The organism is Mucilaginibacter sp. UYP27 (assembly GCF_040547175.1).
In the GTDB taxonomy this organism is placed as follows: domain Bacteria; phylum Bacteroidota; class Bacteroidia; order Sphingobacteriales; family Sphingobacteriaceae; genus Mucilaginibacter.
This window is the reverse complement of sequence record NZ_JBEPPE010000001.1, coordinates 1,295,498-1,310,034: the sequence shown is the minus strand read 5'-3', so window position 1 is coordinate 1,310,034 and position 14,537 is coordinate 1,295,498. Positions and strand designations below refer to the sequence as shown.

The following is a 14,537-nucleotide window of genomic DNA, read 5'->3' as shown; positions in this document are numbered from 1 at the left end:
ATAAATTTCGGTCGTAAGTTGTAAAGCCAGTTGCCTCGCCTTAAATTTTCGCATATCGTAAAGTTAATGTTTTGACGACCTAATTTGTTTACCGTCTAAAAATTATAACTGATTTGAAGGGTTAAATAACTTAATTGTTACGCACACTGATATGATTCGGATTTCAAAGTAACAATTGTCATAAGAAACTTCGAAGTATCGTTACCTATAAACATTATTTCCAGCCAATGGAAGATGGAACAAAAGACTTTCCCGTCCGGAGATAAGATCTGTGCATTTGCCACAAAATCCGGTAAGTAATAAGGCTTCGCCAATTATTAATTCTTTATGCTTTGTATTATGCGGCTACGGCTTTGTACAGGTCTGCTAACGTTTCTGCTACATAATCAATTTCCTGTACCGTATTGTATTTGCTAAATGAGAACCTGACTGTGTTTCTGCAAACATCGGCACCAATTGCTTTTAAAACATGCGAAGCCGAACCTGTTGAACACGCACTTCCGCCTGATACCGAAATACTGTTTTGGTCGAGGTAGGCCAGCAAGTCGCCGGTTGCATGGCTAACTGGTAGGCTCGCGCTTAGCACGGTGTAAAGGCTTTTATCTGCAATGGCCGAATTACCGTTAAACTGTACATCGGCTATTTTTCTATTTAGATCCGAATAGCTTATTTCAAATTCTCGCTGAAAAAATCTATTGTACGTTTCCAAGCCAGTTCGGCAGCGATTTTATCATACCGTGGTGTGGTATCGTTATGGAACCCATGGTTTACGTTTTCGTAAATAAACGCCTGATATTTTTTACCATTCTCTTTTAGGGCGGCTTCGTATGCGGGCCAGCCATTGGTTATCCTTGTATCAAGCGATGCATAGTGCAACATTAGCGGAGTTTTAATTTTGGGTACAACGGCAGCCTCGGGCTGTGCACCGTAAAAAGGTACTGCAGCAGCCAAATCAAGTACGCGTACAGCCATCATATTGGCTATACCACCACCATAACAAAAACCTACTACACCAATTTTGCCGTTGCAGTCCGTATGGTTTTTAAGGTATTCATAAGCGGCTATAAAGTCCTCCTGCATTTGTTTTGGGTCGCGTTTGCTTTGTAAATCGCGCCCTGCATCGTCGTTACCGGGGTAGCCGCCAAGCGGTGTAAGCGCATCCGGCGCCAGCGAAATAAAACCTGCAACAGCAGCACGCCTGCCCACATCTTCGATATAAGGGTTTAAGCCGCGGTTCTCGTGGACTACTATCACACCACCCAATTTGCCTTTTGCACCTTTAGGCTTTGATAGCAACCCTTTTATACTGCCACCGCCTTTTGGCGAAGCGTAGTTGATATATCCGGATTCCAATCGCGGGTCATCTGCCTTTACCTGTATGTTATTTTTATAATCGGGCATCAGGAAACCCATGAGGGCAGGAACAGTTAATCCGCCAACTGCATAAAGTGACAGTTTCTCTAAAAATATTCGGCGATCTACGCGGTTGTGCGCATAATCATCATACAAGTCAAACACTTCCTGCTTAATATCTTCTTTGTTGATCTGGCTCATAATAAAAGGCTTTTGTCAATTTTAATAATAGCGGCAATGGCTTGCTATCCAATCAGGTAACACCGTTGCTACACAGATGGTTTGCTATTCATTAAATATCCACCTAAACGCAAGGCCTGCATACTCGTAGTACGCAGGCCTTTAGTACTAAATATAATAGCTGTTAATTTTTAAGCTCGTCTATGGCTATTTGTGGCACTAATGCTTTATTCACTTTTTGTACCGTGATATCCTTAGCCAGTTTAAATATCTTTTGCAGCTTAATATCGTCGCTCGATGCTCCGATCTTTACATTATAAGTACCCGCCTCAGCAACCCATGCCGATTGCTTTGTGTTAAACGAAGCAAGATCTTTGGCATTGATACTGAACATTAACACTTGCGAAGCGCCCGGCTGTAGTAAAGCAGTTTTGGCAAAGCCTTTAAGCTCTTCTGCGGGTTTATCCATGCTTTTTGCCGGGGCATTTAAATACAGTTGTGCTACCTCTTTACCGGCAACCTTGCCTGTATTGGTAACCTTTACGCTAACCGTAATTTTACCCGTAAAAGTTGGGTTGCTTAGACTAAGGTTGCTGTAAGCAAACCCTGTGTAAGATAATCCGTAACCAAACTCATAAGCCGTAGCCTTTTTAAACGTGTTATAATAACGGTATCCCACATAAATCCCTTCTTCGTAAGTTACCTCGGCAGGGATGGCTTTCATACCCATCATCCCGGTTGTTGCCTTTTCAGGAAACTCTTTCCCCGGGAAGTTCTTGGCAGTTGGCTCGTCCTTATAATTGGCTGGGAAAGTAGTTGCTAACTTGCCCGATGGATTAACTTTACCGCTTAGTACATCGGTACTTGCATTGCCGCCTTCTAATCCCGGCTGCCATGCAAGTAATATGGCGTCAGCATACTTTTTAACAGGCTGTATATCTATCACCCCGCCTATGTTAAGTACTACAATAACTTTTTTATGCTGCGCATGATACACCTCGGTAAGGTCTTTTATCATATCCTTTTCTACGCCGGATAATTCGTAATCGTTTTCTGTTTTACGGTCGCGGCCTTCACCCGCGTTCCTGCCAATCGCTAATATCGCAACATCAGATGTAGCGGCTTTTTTAGTCATCATATCCTTATCCATTGCATATTCTGGCGCTGCCGGCGTCGGGTTCATAAACTCCTGGAAAAAGCCTTTCTTAGGGTTCTTTTTAGCATAATCGGTTAAATAAGCAGTATACACTGTTTCTATATCCTTATCCACTGCATAGCCTGCCTTGGCTAAGCCCTGCTCCAACGAAATTTTATATGCTTTATTTACATCGCCGCTGCCGGTACCACCGGCAATCAGTTCGTAACCGTTTATACCATATAAAGCTACATTGTGCGTGGCTGCTTTAAGCGGTAACGATTGTGCATCGTTCTTCAATAACACCATGCTTTCTGCAGCTGCAGCCCTTGCAATAAAGGCGTCTTTTTTAAGGTCGGGTTTATCGGAGTGTTTGTAGCCTTTAAACGTTGGCGACATTAACACTAACGATAACAACCTGCTTACGTTTTTATCAAGTACCGCAACAGATAACTTGCCGCTTTTTACTGCATCCATTATGGCTTGCGTTTGGGCTTTGCCGCCCGGCATAAGCAGGTCGTTACCGGCGTTCATCTGGGCAACCGCGTTTTTACCGCCAAACCAATCTGTCATTACAGATCCTTTAAAGCCCCATTCTTTTCTAAGGATGGTTGATAGCAAGTCGTGGCTTTCTGATGTATAGGTACCGTTAAGCAGGTTATAAGAGCTCATCACTGTCCACGGTTGTGATCTTTCCACTGCAATCTCAAATCCTTTAAGGTAAATCTCCCTTAACGCCCGCTCGCTTACAATAGCGTTAACTGTGTTACGGTTTGTTTCCTGGTTGTTTACCGCGAAGTGTTTAATAGAGGTGCCCACACCGTTAGACTCGATCCCGTTTACCATTGCGGCGGCCATTGTACCCGCCACTAACGGGTCTTCAGAAAAGTATTCGAAGTTACGGCCGCCAAGCGGGTTACGGTGGATGTTTAAGGCAGGGCCCAATAATACATCAATACCATATTCTTTTACCTCGTGCCCAAAAGCTGCGCCCACTTTTCTAACAAGGGCGGTATCCCAGCTCGAGGCCAGTAAAGTACCAACCGGCCATGCGGTTGCATAATAGGTTTTACCGGGGTTGCCTTTACGCACGCTATCGATACGTACACCTGCTGGGCCGTCTGATACGACGATAGAAGGGATGCCAAGGCGTGGTATAGCATAGGTTGTACCGGCTGCACCTGGCACTTTGTCTTGCGTTTGGCCAATTGTGGGGCCTGCACCCGGCATACTGAAACCATTACCTACTACCAGTTTTGCTTTTTCCTCAAGCGTCATGGCTTTAATAATTTGTTGTATAGGGCTTTTACCTAACTGCGGTGCTTTTTGCGCCTGGGCTGATACGCCATAAAGTACGAATGCGCAAAGCAATGCTTTACGAAGGTGTATAGTCGACATTAGTTTATATTTTATGATGATCTATTTGGTTTTTACGCGTTCGCCTTTGGCTTCAAACATGCCCATCAGGCTACCTTTTACGCGGTCGGCATCAATGCACTCCAACAATAGGTTTACATCGTAACCCTGTGCATTAAAGTAAGCGGTTATCGTTTTCTCCTTTTCATCAATTTGCATAATTTTAGAGATTTCCTTGTCGGTAGAGTCGCGCATGCTGCCGGTTAATTTACCATCTTTCCGTTCAAACAAAAAGTTCATGGTGGCATCGCCATTGGGGGTGCCTAAAATGGTTATCTTCCATTTCCCGGCAAAGTAGTCGGTTGTTGATTGCGCTTTTGCACTTATAGATAAGCACATACAGGCAAATACCGCAAAAATTAAAACGATCTTTTTCATACTGGTTTATTAAAGGTTAAGAATTGGCTGGTTACATTCCGTAGAAATGACGGATTAAATGTAAATAACAAAATTTACAAATCAAATTTATTCCGTACTTTTTACGTAATGGATTTTATTTAGCTTTGCAATAACAATGGAAGCACTAAAATTTGAGGACCTTACTAAAGACGCTGAACAATATCTGCGCAACGTTTCAGTTGATAACGTGATCTTTGGCTATCACGATAAAGAACTGAAGGTGTTGTTGCAGCAACCTTTCACATCATCTAAATGGACAGTTACCGGGGGGTACATCAAAAGGACTGAAACCATTGAACAAGCCGCCAACAGGATCGCGCTTACCAGGACAGGGTTAGATAACCTCTACTTCCAGCAGTTTGGGGCATTTGGCAACCCGGATAGGGCAAACGACAGTGATTTTAATGCAAAGCGATTAAGCGAACTCTTGGGCACTAAAGTTCCTAACGATTTTTTTGCCTTTGATTATTTTGTTTCGGTAGGGTTTTATACGCTAACAGAGTTTTCATTGGTGGCGCCGAAAAAAGATAAGCATGAAGCAGATTGCAGGTGGTGGCCAGTAAACGAGCTGCCCGTTATGATGTTTGATCATCAGCATATTATTAACGAGGCTTTGCGTGCCCTGCGCCTGCACATTGCGCATTACCCGATAGGTTATGAGTTGCTTCCGCAGAAATTTACCCTTCCCGAAATCCATAACTTGTATGAAACCATATTAGGCAAACCGCTTGATGACCGCAATTTTGCTAAACGTTTAATGGCTACCGGTATCATTATCAAATTAAAAGAAACCAAAAAGATAGGCGCCCATCGTTCGCCATTCCTATATAAATTTGATAAAGAGAAATATGACGAGGGGCTTAAAAGCGGCGTTACGCTGGCATTTTAAAAATAAATAATTTTTAGGGGAGCAAAAACAGGTGCAGTAATAGAACACGTTATAAATATTAAAGGCCAACGTATAAATCATCCGTTGGCCTTTCCTGTTTTTTAACATAGGTGTGTTAACATATCTTTAACACAGGCCGTAAGTTGTATTAACCTTGTACAGGTAGTTTTGCGGTTCAAACAAAACAAATACTATGAAGCATTACTTACTATCGGCATTCCTGTGCCTTTTTTTATTTAGTTGTAAAAAAGACAAGATCAGCACCACACCAGACCCGGTTAAACCTGAGTTTTTTGTAAACGAAGACCCAGCCACCTTCAAAGAAATAGGCTCTCTCGATATTGGCGATGTAGGCGCGGCCGAGATCAGCGCATTTGACCCTGCTACCAACCGCCTTTTTGTGGTTAACAATGGCGTTGTAAATAAAATTGACGTGATCGATTTTAAAGACCCGTTGCACATGTCGGTCATTAACTCTATCGGTGTTGCCCCTTACGGTGGCGCGGTTAACAGCGTAGCTGTATCTGGCGGTAAATTAGCCGCGGCTATAGAAGCTACCGATAAACAGGCAAACGGCAAGGTTGCTGTTTTTAAAACGAACGACCTTAGCGAAGTAAAAGTGATAAATGTTGGCGCATTGCCGGATATGATCGCCTACTCGCCCGATGGTAAATTTATTTTAACAGCTAACGAAGGCGAACCGAATGATGCCTATACTAATGACCCTGCCGGTACGGTATCTATTGTATCGGTAGCTAATGATTATGCCGTTACCACAATAGATTTCTCGTCGTTTGCAGGTAAAAAGGCCGATTTGGTGGCTAAAGGTTTCAGGATATTTGGCTTGGGTAACGATTTTGTAAAAGACATCGAACCCGAGTACATCACCATATCTGCGGATTCTAAAACCGCCTGGGTTACGCTACAAGAAAACAATGGTATCGCTAAAATTGATATAGCTACCAAAATCATCACCAACATATTCCCGCTGGGCTTTAAAGATTATAACGTAGCTGGTAACGAAATAGACCCAAGCGATAAGGATGATAAAATAGCTGCCGCAAAATGGCCGGTAAAAGGTATTTACATGCCCGATGGTATCGCTATTTTAGAGCAAGGTGGCATACCCTACCTATTTACCGCTAACGAAGGCGATGCAAGAGAGTACGCAGGCTTTAGCGAGATAAAACGTATTAAAGATATTAAGCTTGATGCCGTATTGTTCCCTAACGGTACCGACCTGAAAAAAGACGCGCAACTTGGCCGTTTAAATATTACAACTACCTTAGGTGATACCGATGGCGACGGCGATTTTGACGCATTATATTCGTTAGGCGCACGTTCTTTCAGCGTATGGAACGGGCTTGATGGTAAACAAGTATTTGACAGCAAGAACGAACTTGATACAAAAACCATTGCAGCAAATGCTTATGATGATGGCCGTAGCGACGATAAATCTGTTGAACCGGAGGGTATCACTATTGGAAAAATTGGCCATAAATACATAGCATTTGTAGGTATGGAACGTGCCGATGCCGTTGCCGTTTATGATGTTACCGACCCAACCAAACCCTCATTTTTACAACTTCTAAAATGCGGCGATGCACCCGAAGGTGTATTGATCATCCCTGCAAAAAACAGCCCTACCAAAAAATGCCTTTTGGTTGTAAGCAGCGAAAATGATGGTGTTATAAAAGTTTACACCCCCAATACCCTTTAATCAATAATTTAGTAAACAAAGAAGGGCCGGTTTATAATATAAACCGGCCCTTCTTAATTGTTAATCAAGCTTATTTAACTTTTAGCAATTCAACAATTTTCTCGCCAACTAATTCTGCCGAAGCCGGGTTTTGGCCGGTTATCAGCAAGCCGTCGTTCACCATAAACCCTTTCCAGTCTTCGCCTTTTTTATAATTGCCACCGTTGCTTATCAACATATCTTCTAATAAAAAGGGCACCATATCTTCAGATTGGCCTGCTGCTTCTTCGGTATTGGTAAAGCCGGCAACAGTTTTACCTTTTATCAGCAGATCGCCATTTTTAGCTTTAACATTTTTAAGTACCGCAGGCGCATGGCACACCATGGCAACAGGTTTGCCGGTGTTATAAAAGGTTTCTATCAGTTCAATCGACTTTTCGTTTTCGGGCAGGTCCCACATTGGGCCATGGCCACCCGGGTAAAATATAGCATCGTAATCGTTAGCTTTTACAGATGTCAGTTCAACCGTATTGTTTAACCTTTCCTGCGCTTCTTTATCATCCAGGAAACGTTTTGCAGATGGGGTAATGTAATCAGGCAATAAACTTTTAGGGTCAATTGGCGATTTGCCACCCCTTGGCGATGCAATGGTAACCGCTATACCTTTACCTGTAAATAAATAATACGGGGTAGAAAATTCTTCCAGCCAAAGGCCGGTTTTTTTGCCCACACTTTTTACCTCATCAAAAGAGGTAACAACAATCAGTACTTTTTTTGGAGTATTCATGGTAATTTTTGTTAGTTGGCCGTAAGCCGCCACATTAATAAGCGACAGCATTGCCAGTAAAATATTGGATAAAATTTTCATAACTTTTATTGTCCAAAGGTGCTGCTTTTGGCTACCCACTACAAGGAAGTAAGTCACTAATAAAATGTGATGTATATCACATGAATATTGGGGCAATGGCAGATTATACTTAATTTGCAGGGGTATTTATACCAATTAAATGAGCCAGGCATTCAGACATCATATCGAAGAAATAATAACGCTTACCGATGCGCAGTTTGACCACGTTTTATCTTTTTTTAAAATCAAGAAGCTGAAAAAACACCAGTACATTGTACAAGCCGGAGATTTGGTAACGCTTGATTACTTCGTATTAAGCGGCCTTGTTAAATCATCGTTTATAAACGAGCAAGGCAAAGTACACATACTGCAGTTTGCAATGGAAAACTGGTGGGTGTCTGACTATAAGGCCCTCAACAGCCAAACACCATCAGCTTTTTATATTGATTGCATTGAAGACACCGAACTATTAACCATCACTATCCAAAATAAAAATAAACTTTGCGCCGAAAGCCATAAAATGGAGCATTTTTTCAGGATAAAAGCAACCGGTGGTTACGTGGCTTTACAGCACCGCATCCTCTCCTTATTAAGTAACGATGCCGAAACCCGTTACAAGCGACTTTTTGCGCAATACCCCTCTCTTTTTCAACGCATCCCAAAAGCCATGATAGCCTCTTATCTCGGTGTATCGCGCGAAACTTTGAGTCGCCTATCTCCTGTTTAGGCCCGATCAACAATTATTACAAGCTGTAAAACGCTGCCCCCTCTGTAACATACATTATACTATACAGCTATCGCATAATTTAAGAATTTGCCTTACCTTGGTTTGTTTTACAAACTGACTTTAAAAATGAATAAATACTTACTTACGGTATCTGCTTTCGCGATGGCATTAACAGCCGGCGCGCAGCAAACCGCTCCAATAACCGCTAAAGATTATGAGCGTGCCGAAAGCTTTTTAAGCTACAACACATCCGGCTTGGTTGATAGGGCAAACGTTTTCCCTAACTGGCTCTCCGGCGATAAATTCTGGTACCGCGTATCAACCGCGCAGGGCAGCGAATATGTCCTGGTAGACCCAATTAAAAAAACCCGTACCTCGGCTTTCGACCCGCAAAAACTTGCCTCCGCTTTATCAACTGCATCAGGCAAAACTTATGATGCAAACAAATTGCCATTCCAAAGCATTGGCTATTCTGCCGATGGCAAATCGGTATTATTTTCTGCGGATGCTAAAAAATGGGCTTATAACCCGGTAAGCAACCAGGTAAGTGCCGATACCTCAAAAGCTATTGCGGGTAAAACCGCTGCCTTAACCGGCCGTGCGGCACGTGGTGGTGGCAACGAAGTAATGTCGCCAGACCGCAGCAAAGCTGTTTTTATAAAAGATTACAATCTTTGGGTGCGTGATGTTGCCAGCGGCAAACAAACCCAACTGACTACAGATGGCGTAAAAGATTTTGGTTATGCTACCGATAACGCGGGCTGGACCATGAGCGACAGGCCGATTGTTTCATGGTCGCCGGATTCTAAAAGAGTGGCAACCTTTCAGCAAGACCAGCGTAAGGTAAGCGATATGTACCTGGTTACCACCAACGTAGGCAAACCAACTTTGATGGCATGGAAATACCCACTGCCGGGCGATAAGGACATTGTTACTATACAACGTGTTATTATTGATATTGATAACCCAAAAGTGGTGCGCTTTAACATCGCGCCTGATCCGCATCGTGCAACACTAAGCGATGATATTGCCAGCAGCGGCAGTTTTGATGATGCCGACTGGAAAGCCGACGGCAGCGAGTTTGCATTCTTATCAACCTCACGCGATCACAAGAATGAGAAATTCCGCATTGCTAACGCTACTACAGGAGCGGTGCGTGAGGTATTTGAAGAAACTGTTAAAACACAATACGAATCTGGCTGGGGCGCTATCAACTGGCGTTACCTCGCTGCATCCAAAGAGATCATCTGGTTCTCGGAACGGGATAACTGGGGGCACTTATACCTTTACGATACCACAACCGGCAAACTAAAAAACCAGATCACCAAAGGCGACTTTGTAGTTACCAAACTGCTTAAGGTTGACGAGAAAACCCGCACCCTATACTTTGTTGCAGGCGGCCGCGAGCCGGGCAACCCTTACTTTTCTCACTTATATAAAATAGGTTTTAACGGTAAAGGCTTAACGCTTTTAACGCCCGAAGATGGCAACCACACCGTTAGCTTCTCTCCTGATGATAAATATTTTGTAGACAGCTACTCACAGCCAGATGTAGCGCCGGTTACCGTATTGCGCGATATGAGAGGTAGCCTGCTGGCTACTTTAGAAAAAACAGATGTATCGAGACTTACTGCCACCGGTTGGAAAGCCCCCACTCCTGTTAAGTTAAAAGCACATGACGGCACAACCGACGTTTACGGTTTGGTATTTATGCCTACCAAAATGGATGCCGGTAAAAAATATCCTGTTATAGACTACATCTACCCGGGCCCGCAGGGTGGTAGCGTTGGTAGCTGGTCGTTCTCCGCATCTCGTGGCGACCACCAGGCGCTTGCCGAACTGGGCTTTATAGTGGTGTTGATAGAAGGCACCAGCAACCCGCTGCGTTCAAAAAGTTTCCACGACATGAGCTATGGCAACATGGGCGATAATACCCTGCCTGATCAAATAACGGGCATTAAACAATTGGCGGCAAAATACCCTATCGATACTACAAAAGTGGGCATCTGGGGCCACTCGGGTGGTGGTTTTGCTACCGCTAACGCTATGTTTAGGTATCCTGACTTTTTTAAAGTAGGTATCTCAGAATCGGGCAACCACGAAAATCGTAATTACGAGGATGACTGGGGCGAACGCTATAACGGTTTGGTAAAAAACTCAAACTACGATGCGCAAGCGAACCAAAACTTAGCTAAAAATTTAAAAGGTAAACTAATGCTTGCACATGGTATGATGGATAACAACGTACCACCATACAACACCTTATTAGTTGCCGAAGCATTAGAAAAAGCCAACAAAAGCTTCGACCTGGTGATATTCCCAAACAGCGCACATGGTTACGGCCAATACTCATACTACATGATGCGCCGCCGCTGGGATTATTTTGTAAAGAACCTTTTAGGTGCAGAGCCACCTTACGATTACGTGCTTGGTACTAAAACAACTAAACGCTAAAATCCGCGACAAGTACTAATAGTAAGCCCCGGCAATTATTGCCGGGGCTTTTTTGGGCAAGCTCTTAATCAAAATGACCTCAACAAGTTTTGTAGACGACTATAGTAAAGCGCCGGCGCCAGCTGATGCCACTTCATGATCCTGATCTATCGAACCACCGGATACGCCGATGGCGCTAATAACTTTACCGCTGTCATCTTTCAAAACCACACCACCCGGAAACTGATTAGCCCGCCGTTTGAGTGTTATTACTCATATTTAGTTTTATGAGTTAACTTAGTAAGTTTTAATTCAATACTTTTATAGATGCTCCGCCCTATAGATAGTTACTATTTAAAGCATCCCGAGCCAATGCAGAGTTGCTTGCAATATATGCGCGGCCATATACTTCAATTGGATGCCAATATTACCGAGGCTTGGAAATATGGCATGCCTTTCTTTTGTTATAAAAGCAAAATGATGTGTTACCTATGGGTGCACAAAAAGCACCGTCTCCCGTATTTAGGTATTGTAGATGGCAAGTTGATCTGCGATCACGACTTAATTATTGAGAGAAGAGCAAGAATGAAAATACTACTGCTTAACCCTACTGAAGACCTGCCCTTGGATAAGATAAATAACATCTTAAACCAAATGCTGAGCCTGTATAAATAAGGAACGCCACCATTTGGGCAGCGTTCGTTATCAGTTTAAGCGGACCTATATTGCGCCGGCACCTGCTGATGCTACTTCGTGATCCTGATCTACCGACCCACCTGATACGCCAATGGCTCCAACAATTTTACCGCTGCCATCCTTTAAAACCACACCACCCGGAAAGCTGATTAGCCCGCCATTTGAGTGTTCGATGTTATAAAGCGGACCGCCCGGCTGCGATAGTTTGCCTATCTCGCCCGAGTTCATGTCAAAAAATCTTGCGGTTTTAGCTTTTTTAATGGCAATATCTATCGACCCCAACCACGCGTTATCCATACGGTGAAAAGCTACCAGGTTTGCACCTTCGTCTACAATTGCTATGTTCATAGGTACGCCAATCGCAGTTGCTTTTTCTTTAGCAGCTTTAGACAATTGTTCTGCCTGTTCTAATGTAACACTCATATAATTTTGATTAGTTGAGTAATTAGAACAGCAGCTACTGAAGTATGTTTAAATTATTTGACCGTTTGTGTTGTAATTTGAATATCTTCCAGTTTCCGGGCGTACCGGTAAGCAATATACAAAGGAATAATTCCTATCACCCCAAAGGAGCAATCTATCAGTTGCCAAAACAGCGGAATATGCCTGATGGGCCCGGCAATAAATGCCAGTGGAAAGATGAGCACGCAAGCGATCATCCCAAACTGCAGCACCCAGATATTACGTGCCGGATCGCGCAGTGGGCCTATGAATACCAGCGCGATAATGATGTGGGCAAAGGCAAGCCAGTCGGTACCGTAACTTAAATAGGGGTATTGGGCATTGGTGGTTTTTATCGCTGTGTAAATAGTGGTTAGCCAATGCTGCATTTTGGGTGAAAAGGCAGCAAGGTTGTTCATTGCAATGGCCAGTTCGCTCTCTATCGGGAACGCGGTTATGCCGCTTAATACCAGGCCGACGATTAGGAAGATGATCCAACGTCGGGCTTTTGTTGTTAACTGTGCTTGTGTAGGTTTCATGTTTAGGAATAATTTAAAAACGAATACTTAGGATATCTTTAAGGGCATGCTCCACTTTGGCAAACTGGAATTGGAAGCCCGCATCCACCAAACGTTTGGGTAACACCCAGCGGCTTTTCAAGATCAACTCAGTCTCGGTACCTATTACTGCTGCGCCCATTTCCAGCAGCCAGGCCGGTGCAGGTAAACCGAACGGGATGCCAATAGCATGCCGCAGTTTTTTCATCAGTTCGGTATTTTTAACGGGTTCGGGTGCTGTGCAGTTTACTACACCATCAATTTCGGGGTGCTGCATTAGCCATTCGGCAGTTTTTACCACGTCTTGCTCATGCACCCATGATACATACTGCTGCCCGTTGCCCTGCCGGCCACCCATACCCGTTTTAACCAGGTTTACCAGCCGTGGTAAAGCGCCGTCGTTACGACCAAGCACTATGCCAATACGCAAGGCTACTTTGCGGGTGCTTGGCGTTTGCTGGTCGAAAAAGGTTTTCTCCCAAATCTTGCAAACTTCGATAGAAAAACCATAACCAATTTCGCCGGTCGCCTCATCCTGCGGGCGGTCTTCTGCGTGGCGGTATATGGTTGCAGATGCCGCGTTTATCCAAAGCTTTGGCGGAGTTATCAGTCCGTCCACAACCTTGCCCAACAACATAGTAGGCCCAACCCTTGAACTGATGATCTCCTCTTTATTCTTTTGCGTGTACCGGCAATTCACATTTTTACCGCAAAGGTTTATCAGTATATCGGCACCTTCCAGTTCTGTTACCCAGTTGCCCATGGTTCGGCCATCCCACACCAAAGTTTTAATATTCCCTTTATCCGGCTGGGGCCGCCTGCTCAAAATAATAATCTGTTCGGTATCGTACTTATAATGCTCGGCAAGGGCTTTGCCTAACTGGCCATTACCACCCGCTAATATTATTTTTTGGTATTTCATAATCGTGTATAATTAAAGGAATAAAATAACCGCCAGGATAGCCGCTCGATAGATTGCCCAGGTGATAGTCAACGCCCATCCAATGTTAAGTAGTTTGCTCCTGCGGATGTGTTCTAAAAACATCAGCCCGGCTACCATCATAAAGTAGGCAGCGTAAATAAAAGGGGGTGCGCCAATTATTTTAGCTACAAGTAACATCACCAGCAACAGCAACCCGCCGGCAAAAGAAATGGTCATCATGTTGCCAAGGTATTCCCATTTCTTATCATTGGCTACTACACTTATGATAATTCCCTGGAACAGTACCTGCCCACCGCATATCAAAGCCTCGCGGTACAAATTACCAACGGGCATAATGCCTTGCAGCAGGCCTGCATAAATAGTTAGCACGTATGAGGTAACCGCCCAGGTAAATATGAGGTAGGCAATGCGATATTTCAATTTAAAAGTGGGCTGTACATTTGCCCCATCGCCGCCTGTTGGGATAATTACACGGCGGTTGTATGAAATAAAGGCGTAAACCTTGCTCATTATCCACACAAACGGACTGATATTAAAGAGCGGTTTAAAAACCGGTGCAGCATTGCCAACAATTTTGAACAAGCTTTTTATCCCGTAAGTAACCTCGCCGGTTTGGCGGTCTACCAGTGCGATCTCGTTTGCAGCCCGTTGCCTATCAACCAGTGGGCAGGCATCGGGTGTTAGCTGCTGGTAAGCTTCACGGCCATCTTTATCAAGCATGCCGGTTTGTATAAAAGCGTTTGTGTAAAGTTTGCACATGGGGCATTCCGCATCGTAAAGTATGGTGTAATTGGCAAGGGTTTTCATTATGGTATTATTTAT

Annotated in this window: 15 protein-coding genes; 5 read left to right on the top strand and 10 right to left on the bottom strand. The window is 43.9% G+C overall.

Going from position 1 to position 14,537, the window contains the following annotated elements; genetic code table 11:
* Positions 1–337: 337 nt before the first annotated feature.
* The 4 genes from ABIB39_RS05825 to ABIB39_RS05810 all read right to left on the bottom strand — a co-directional run bounded on the left by ABIB39_RS05825 (position 338) and on the right by ABIB39_RS05810 (position 4,462).
* Complete coding sequence (locus tag ABIB39_RS05825) at positions 338–709, bottom strand: aminotransferase class V-fold PLP-dependent enzyme (protein WP_354428121.1); 372 nt, start codon at positions 707–709, stop codon at positions 338–340.
* The gene (locus ABIB39_RS05820; RefSeq protein ID WP_354428120.1) at positions 667–1,554 is read right to left on the bottom strand and encodes a dienelactone hydrolase family protein; all 888 of its coding nucleotides are present in this window, start codon (positions 1,552–1,554) and stop codon (positions 667–669) included. Before ABIB39_RS05820 ends, ABIB39_RS05825 begins: the two co-directional genes overlap by 43 nt.
* Before the next feature lie 163 nt (positions 1,555–1,717).
* Positions 1,718–4,066, bottom strand: a complete 2,349-nt coding sequence (locus ABIB39_RS05815; RefSeq protein ID WP_354428118.1) for a glycoside hydrolase family 3 C-terminal domain-containing protein — start codon at positions 4,064–4,066, stop codon at positions 1,718–1,720.
* Between the two features lie 21 nt (positions 4,067–4,087).
* Positions 4,088–4,462 carry a hypothetical protein gene (locus ABIB39_RS05810; protein ID WP_354428116.1) on the bottom strand — a complete coding sequence of 125 codons (375 nt, stop codon included), beginning with the start codon at positions 4,460–4,462 and terminating at the stop codon, positions 4,088–4,090.
* Positions 4,463–4,598: 136 nt separating this feature from the next.
* Between ABIB39_RS05810 and ABIB39_RS05805 the strand changes: the two genes are divergently transcribed.
* Both ABIB39_RS05805 and ABIB39_RS05800 read left to right on the top strand, forming a co-directional pair.
* The gene (locus ABIB39_RS05805; protein ID WP_354428115.1) at positions 4,599–5,372 is read left to right on the top strand and encodes an NUDIX hydrolase; all 774 of its coding nucleotides are present in this window, start codon (positions 4,599–4,601) and stop codon (positions 5,370–5,372) included.
* 193 nt (positions 5,373–5,565) lie between these two features.
* Entirely contained in the window at positions 5,566–7,092 is a 1,527-nt protein-coding gene (locus ABIB39_RS05800) for a choice-of-anchor I family protein (protein ID WP_354428114.1), read from the top strand.
* A gap of 70 nt (positions 7,093–7,162) precedes the next feature.
* Here ABIB39_RS05800 and ABIB39_RS05795 read toward each other — a convergent pair whose 3' ends face one another.
* Entirely contained in the window at positions 7,163–7,939 is a 777-nt protein-coding gene (locus tag ABIB39_RS05795; protein WP_502916174.1) for a type 1 glutamine amidotransferase domain-containing protein, read from the bottom strand.
* 139 nt (positions 7,940–8,078) lie between these two features.
* Here ABIB39_RS05795 and ABIB39_RS05790 point away from each other — a divergent pair, with 139 nt between their 5' ends.
* A complete protein-coding gene (locus ABIB39_RS05790; protein WP_354428113.1) occupies positions 8,079–8,645 on the top strand; it encodes a Crp/Fnr family transcriptional regulator in 567 nt (188 codons plus the stop codon).
* Positions 8,646–8,771: 126 nt separating this feature from the next.
* Complete coding sequence (locus ABIB39_RS05785; RefSeq protein ID WP_354428111.1) at positions 8,772–11,099, top strand: S9 family peptidase; 2,328 nt, start codon at positions 8,772–8,774, stop codon at positions 11,097–11,099.
* A 99-nt stretch (positions 11,100–11,198) separates the two neighbouring features.
* Here ABIB39_RS05785 and ABIB39_RS05780 read toward each other — a convergent pair whose 3' ends face one another.
* A complete protein-coding gene (locus ABIB39_RS05780) occupies positions 11,199–11,303 on the bottom strand; it encodes a heme-binding protein (protein ID WP_354428109.1) in 105 nt (34 codons plus the stop codon).
* 102 nt (positions 11,304–11,405) lie between these two features.
* On the opposite strand from ABIB39_RS05780, the gene ABIB39_RS05775 reads away from it, so the two are divergent.
* Positions 11,406–11,753, top strand: coding sequence for a DUF1801 domain-containing protein (locus ABIB39_RS05775; RefSeq protein WP_354428107.1), 348 nt, complete (start codon positions 11,406–11,408; stop codon positions 11,751–11,753).
* A 45-nt stretch (positions 11,754–11,798) separates the two neighbouring features.
* Here the strand turns inward: ABIB39_RS05775 and ABIB39_RS05770 are convergent, their stop codons facing one another.
* From ABIB39_RS05770 to ABIB39_RS05755, 4 genes are read right to left on the bottom strand one after another with little or no spacing between them, the layout of a single operon-like run.
* Entirely contained in the window at positions 11,799–12,197 is a 399-nt protein-coding gene (locus ABIB39_RS05770) for a GlcG/HbpS family heme-binding protein (RefSeq protein ID WP_354428105.1), read from the bottom strand.
* Between the two features lie 53 nt (positions 12,198–12,250).
* Positions 12,251–12,754 carry a hypothetical protein gene (locus ABIB39_RS05765; RefSeq protein ID WP_354428104.1) on the bottom strand — a complete coding sequence of 168 codons (504 nt, stop codon included), beginning with the start codon at positions 12,752–12,754 and terminating at the stop codon, positions 12,251–12,253.
* A gap of 13 nt (positions 12,755–12,767) precedes the next feature.
* Positions 12,768–13,694, bottom strand: a complete 927-nt coding sequence (locus ABIB39_RS05760; protein WP_354428103.1) for a TIGR01777 family oxidoreductase — start codon at positions 13,692–13,694, stop codon at positions 12,768–12,770.
* A gap of 12 nt (positions 13,695–13,706) precedes the next feature.
* Entirely contained in the window at positions 13,707–14,522 is an 816-nt protein-coding gene (locus ABIB39_RS05755) for a DCC1-like thiol-disulfide oxidoreductase family protein (protein WP_354428101.1), read from the bottom strand.
* Positions 14,523–14,537 lie beyond the last annotated feature (15 nt).

Coding starts and splice junctions, on each gene's coding strand:
- ABIB39_RS05820 (WP_354428120.1), bottom strand. CDS start 1,554: ATGAGCCAGATCAACAAAGAAGATATTAAGCAGGAAGTGTTTGACTTG.
- ABIB39_RS05815 (WP_354428118.1), bottom strand. CDS start 4,066: ATGTCGACTATACACCTTCGTAAAGCATTGCTTTGCGCATTCGTACTT.
- ABIB39_RS05810 (WP_354428116.1), bottom strand. CDS start 4,462: ATGAAAAAGATCGTTTTAATTTTTGCGGTATTTGCCTGTATGTGCTTA.
- ABIB39_RS05805 (WP_354428115.1), top strand. CDS start 4,599: ATGGAAGCACTAAAATTTGAGGACCTTACTAAAGACGCTGAACAATAT.
- ABIB39_RS05800 (WP_354428114.1), top strand. CDS start 5,566: ATGAAGCATTACTTACTATCGGCATTCCTGTGCCTTTTTTTATTTAGT.
- ABIB39_RS05795 (WP_502916174.1), bottom strand. CDS start 7,939: ATGAAAATTTTATCCAATATTTTACTGGCAATGCTGTCGCTTATTAAT.
- ABIB39_RS05790 (WP_354428113.1), top strand. CDS start 8,079: ATGAGCCAGGCATTCAGACATCATATCGAAGAAATAATAACGCTTACC.
- ABIB39_RS05785 (WP_354428111.1), top strand. CDS start 8,772: ATGAATAAATACTTACTTACGGTATCTGCTTTCGCGATGGCATTAACA.
- ABIB39_RS05775 (WP_354428107.1), top strand. CDS start 11,406: ATGCTCCGCCCTATAGATAGTTACTATTTAAAGCATCCCGAGCCAATG.
- ABIB39_RS05770 (WP_354428105.1), bottom strand. CDS start 12,197: ATGAGTGTTACATTAGAACAGGCAGAACAATTGTCTAAAGCTGCTAAA.
- ABIB39_RS05765 (WP_354428104.1), bottom strand. CDS start 12,754: ATGAAACCTACACAAGCACAGTTAACAACAAAAGCCCGACGTTGGATC.
- ABIB39_RS05760 (WP_354428103.1), bottom strand. CDS start 13,694: ATGAAATACCAAAAAATAATATTAGCGGGTGGTAATGGCCAGTTAGGC.
- ABIB39_RS05755 (WP_354428101.1), bottom strand. CDS start 14,522: ATGAAAACCCTTGCCAATTACACCATACTTTACGATGCGGAATGCCCC.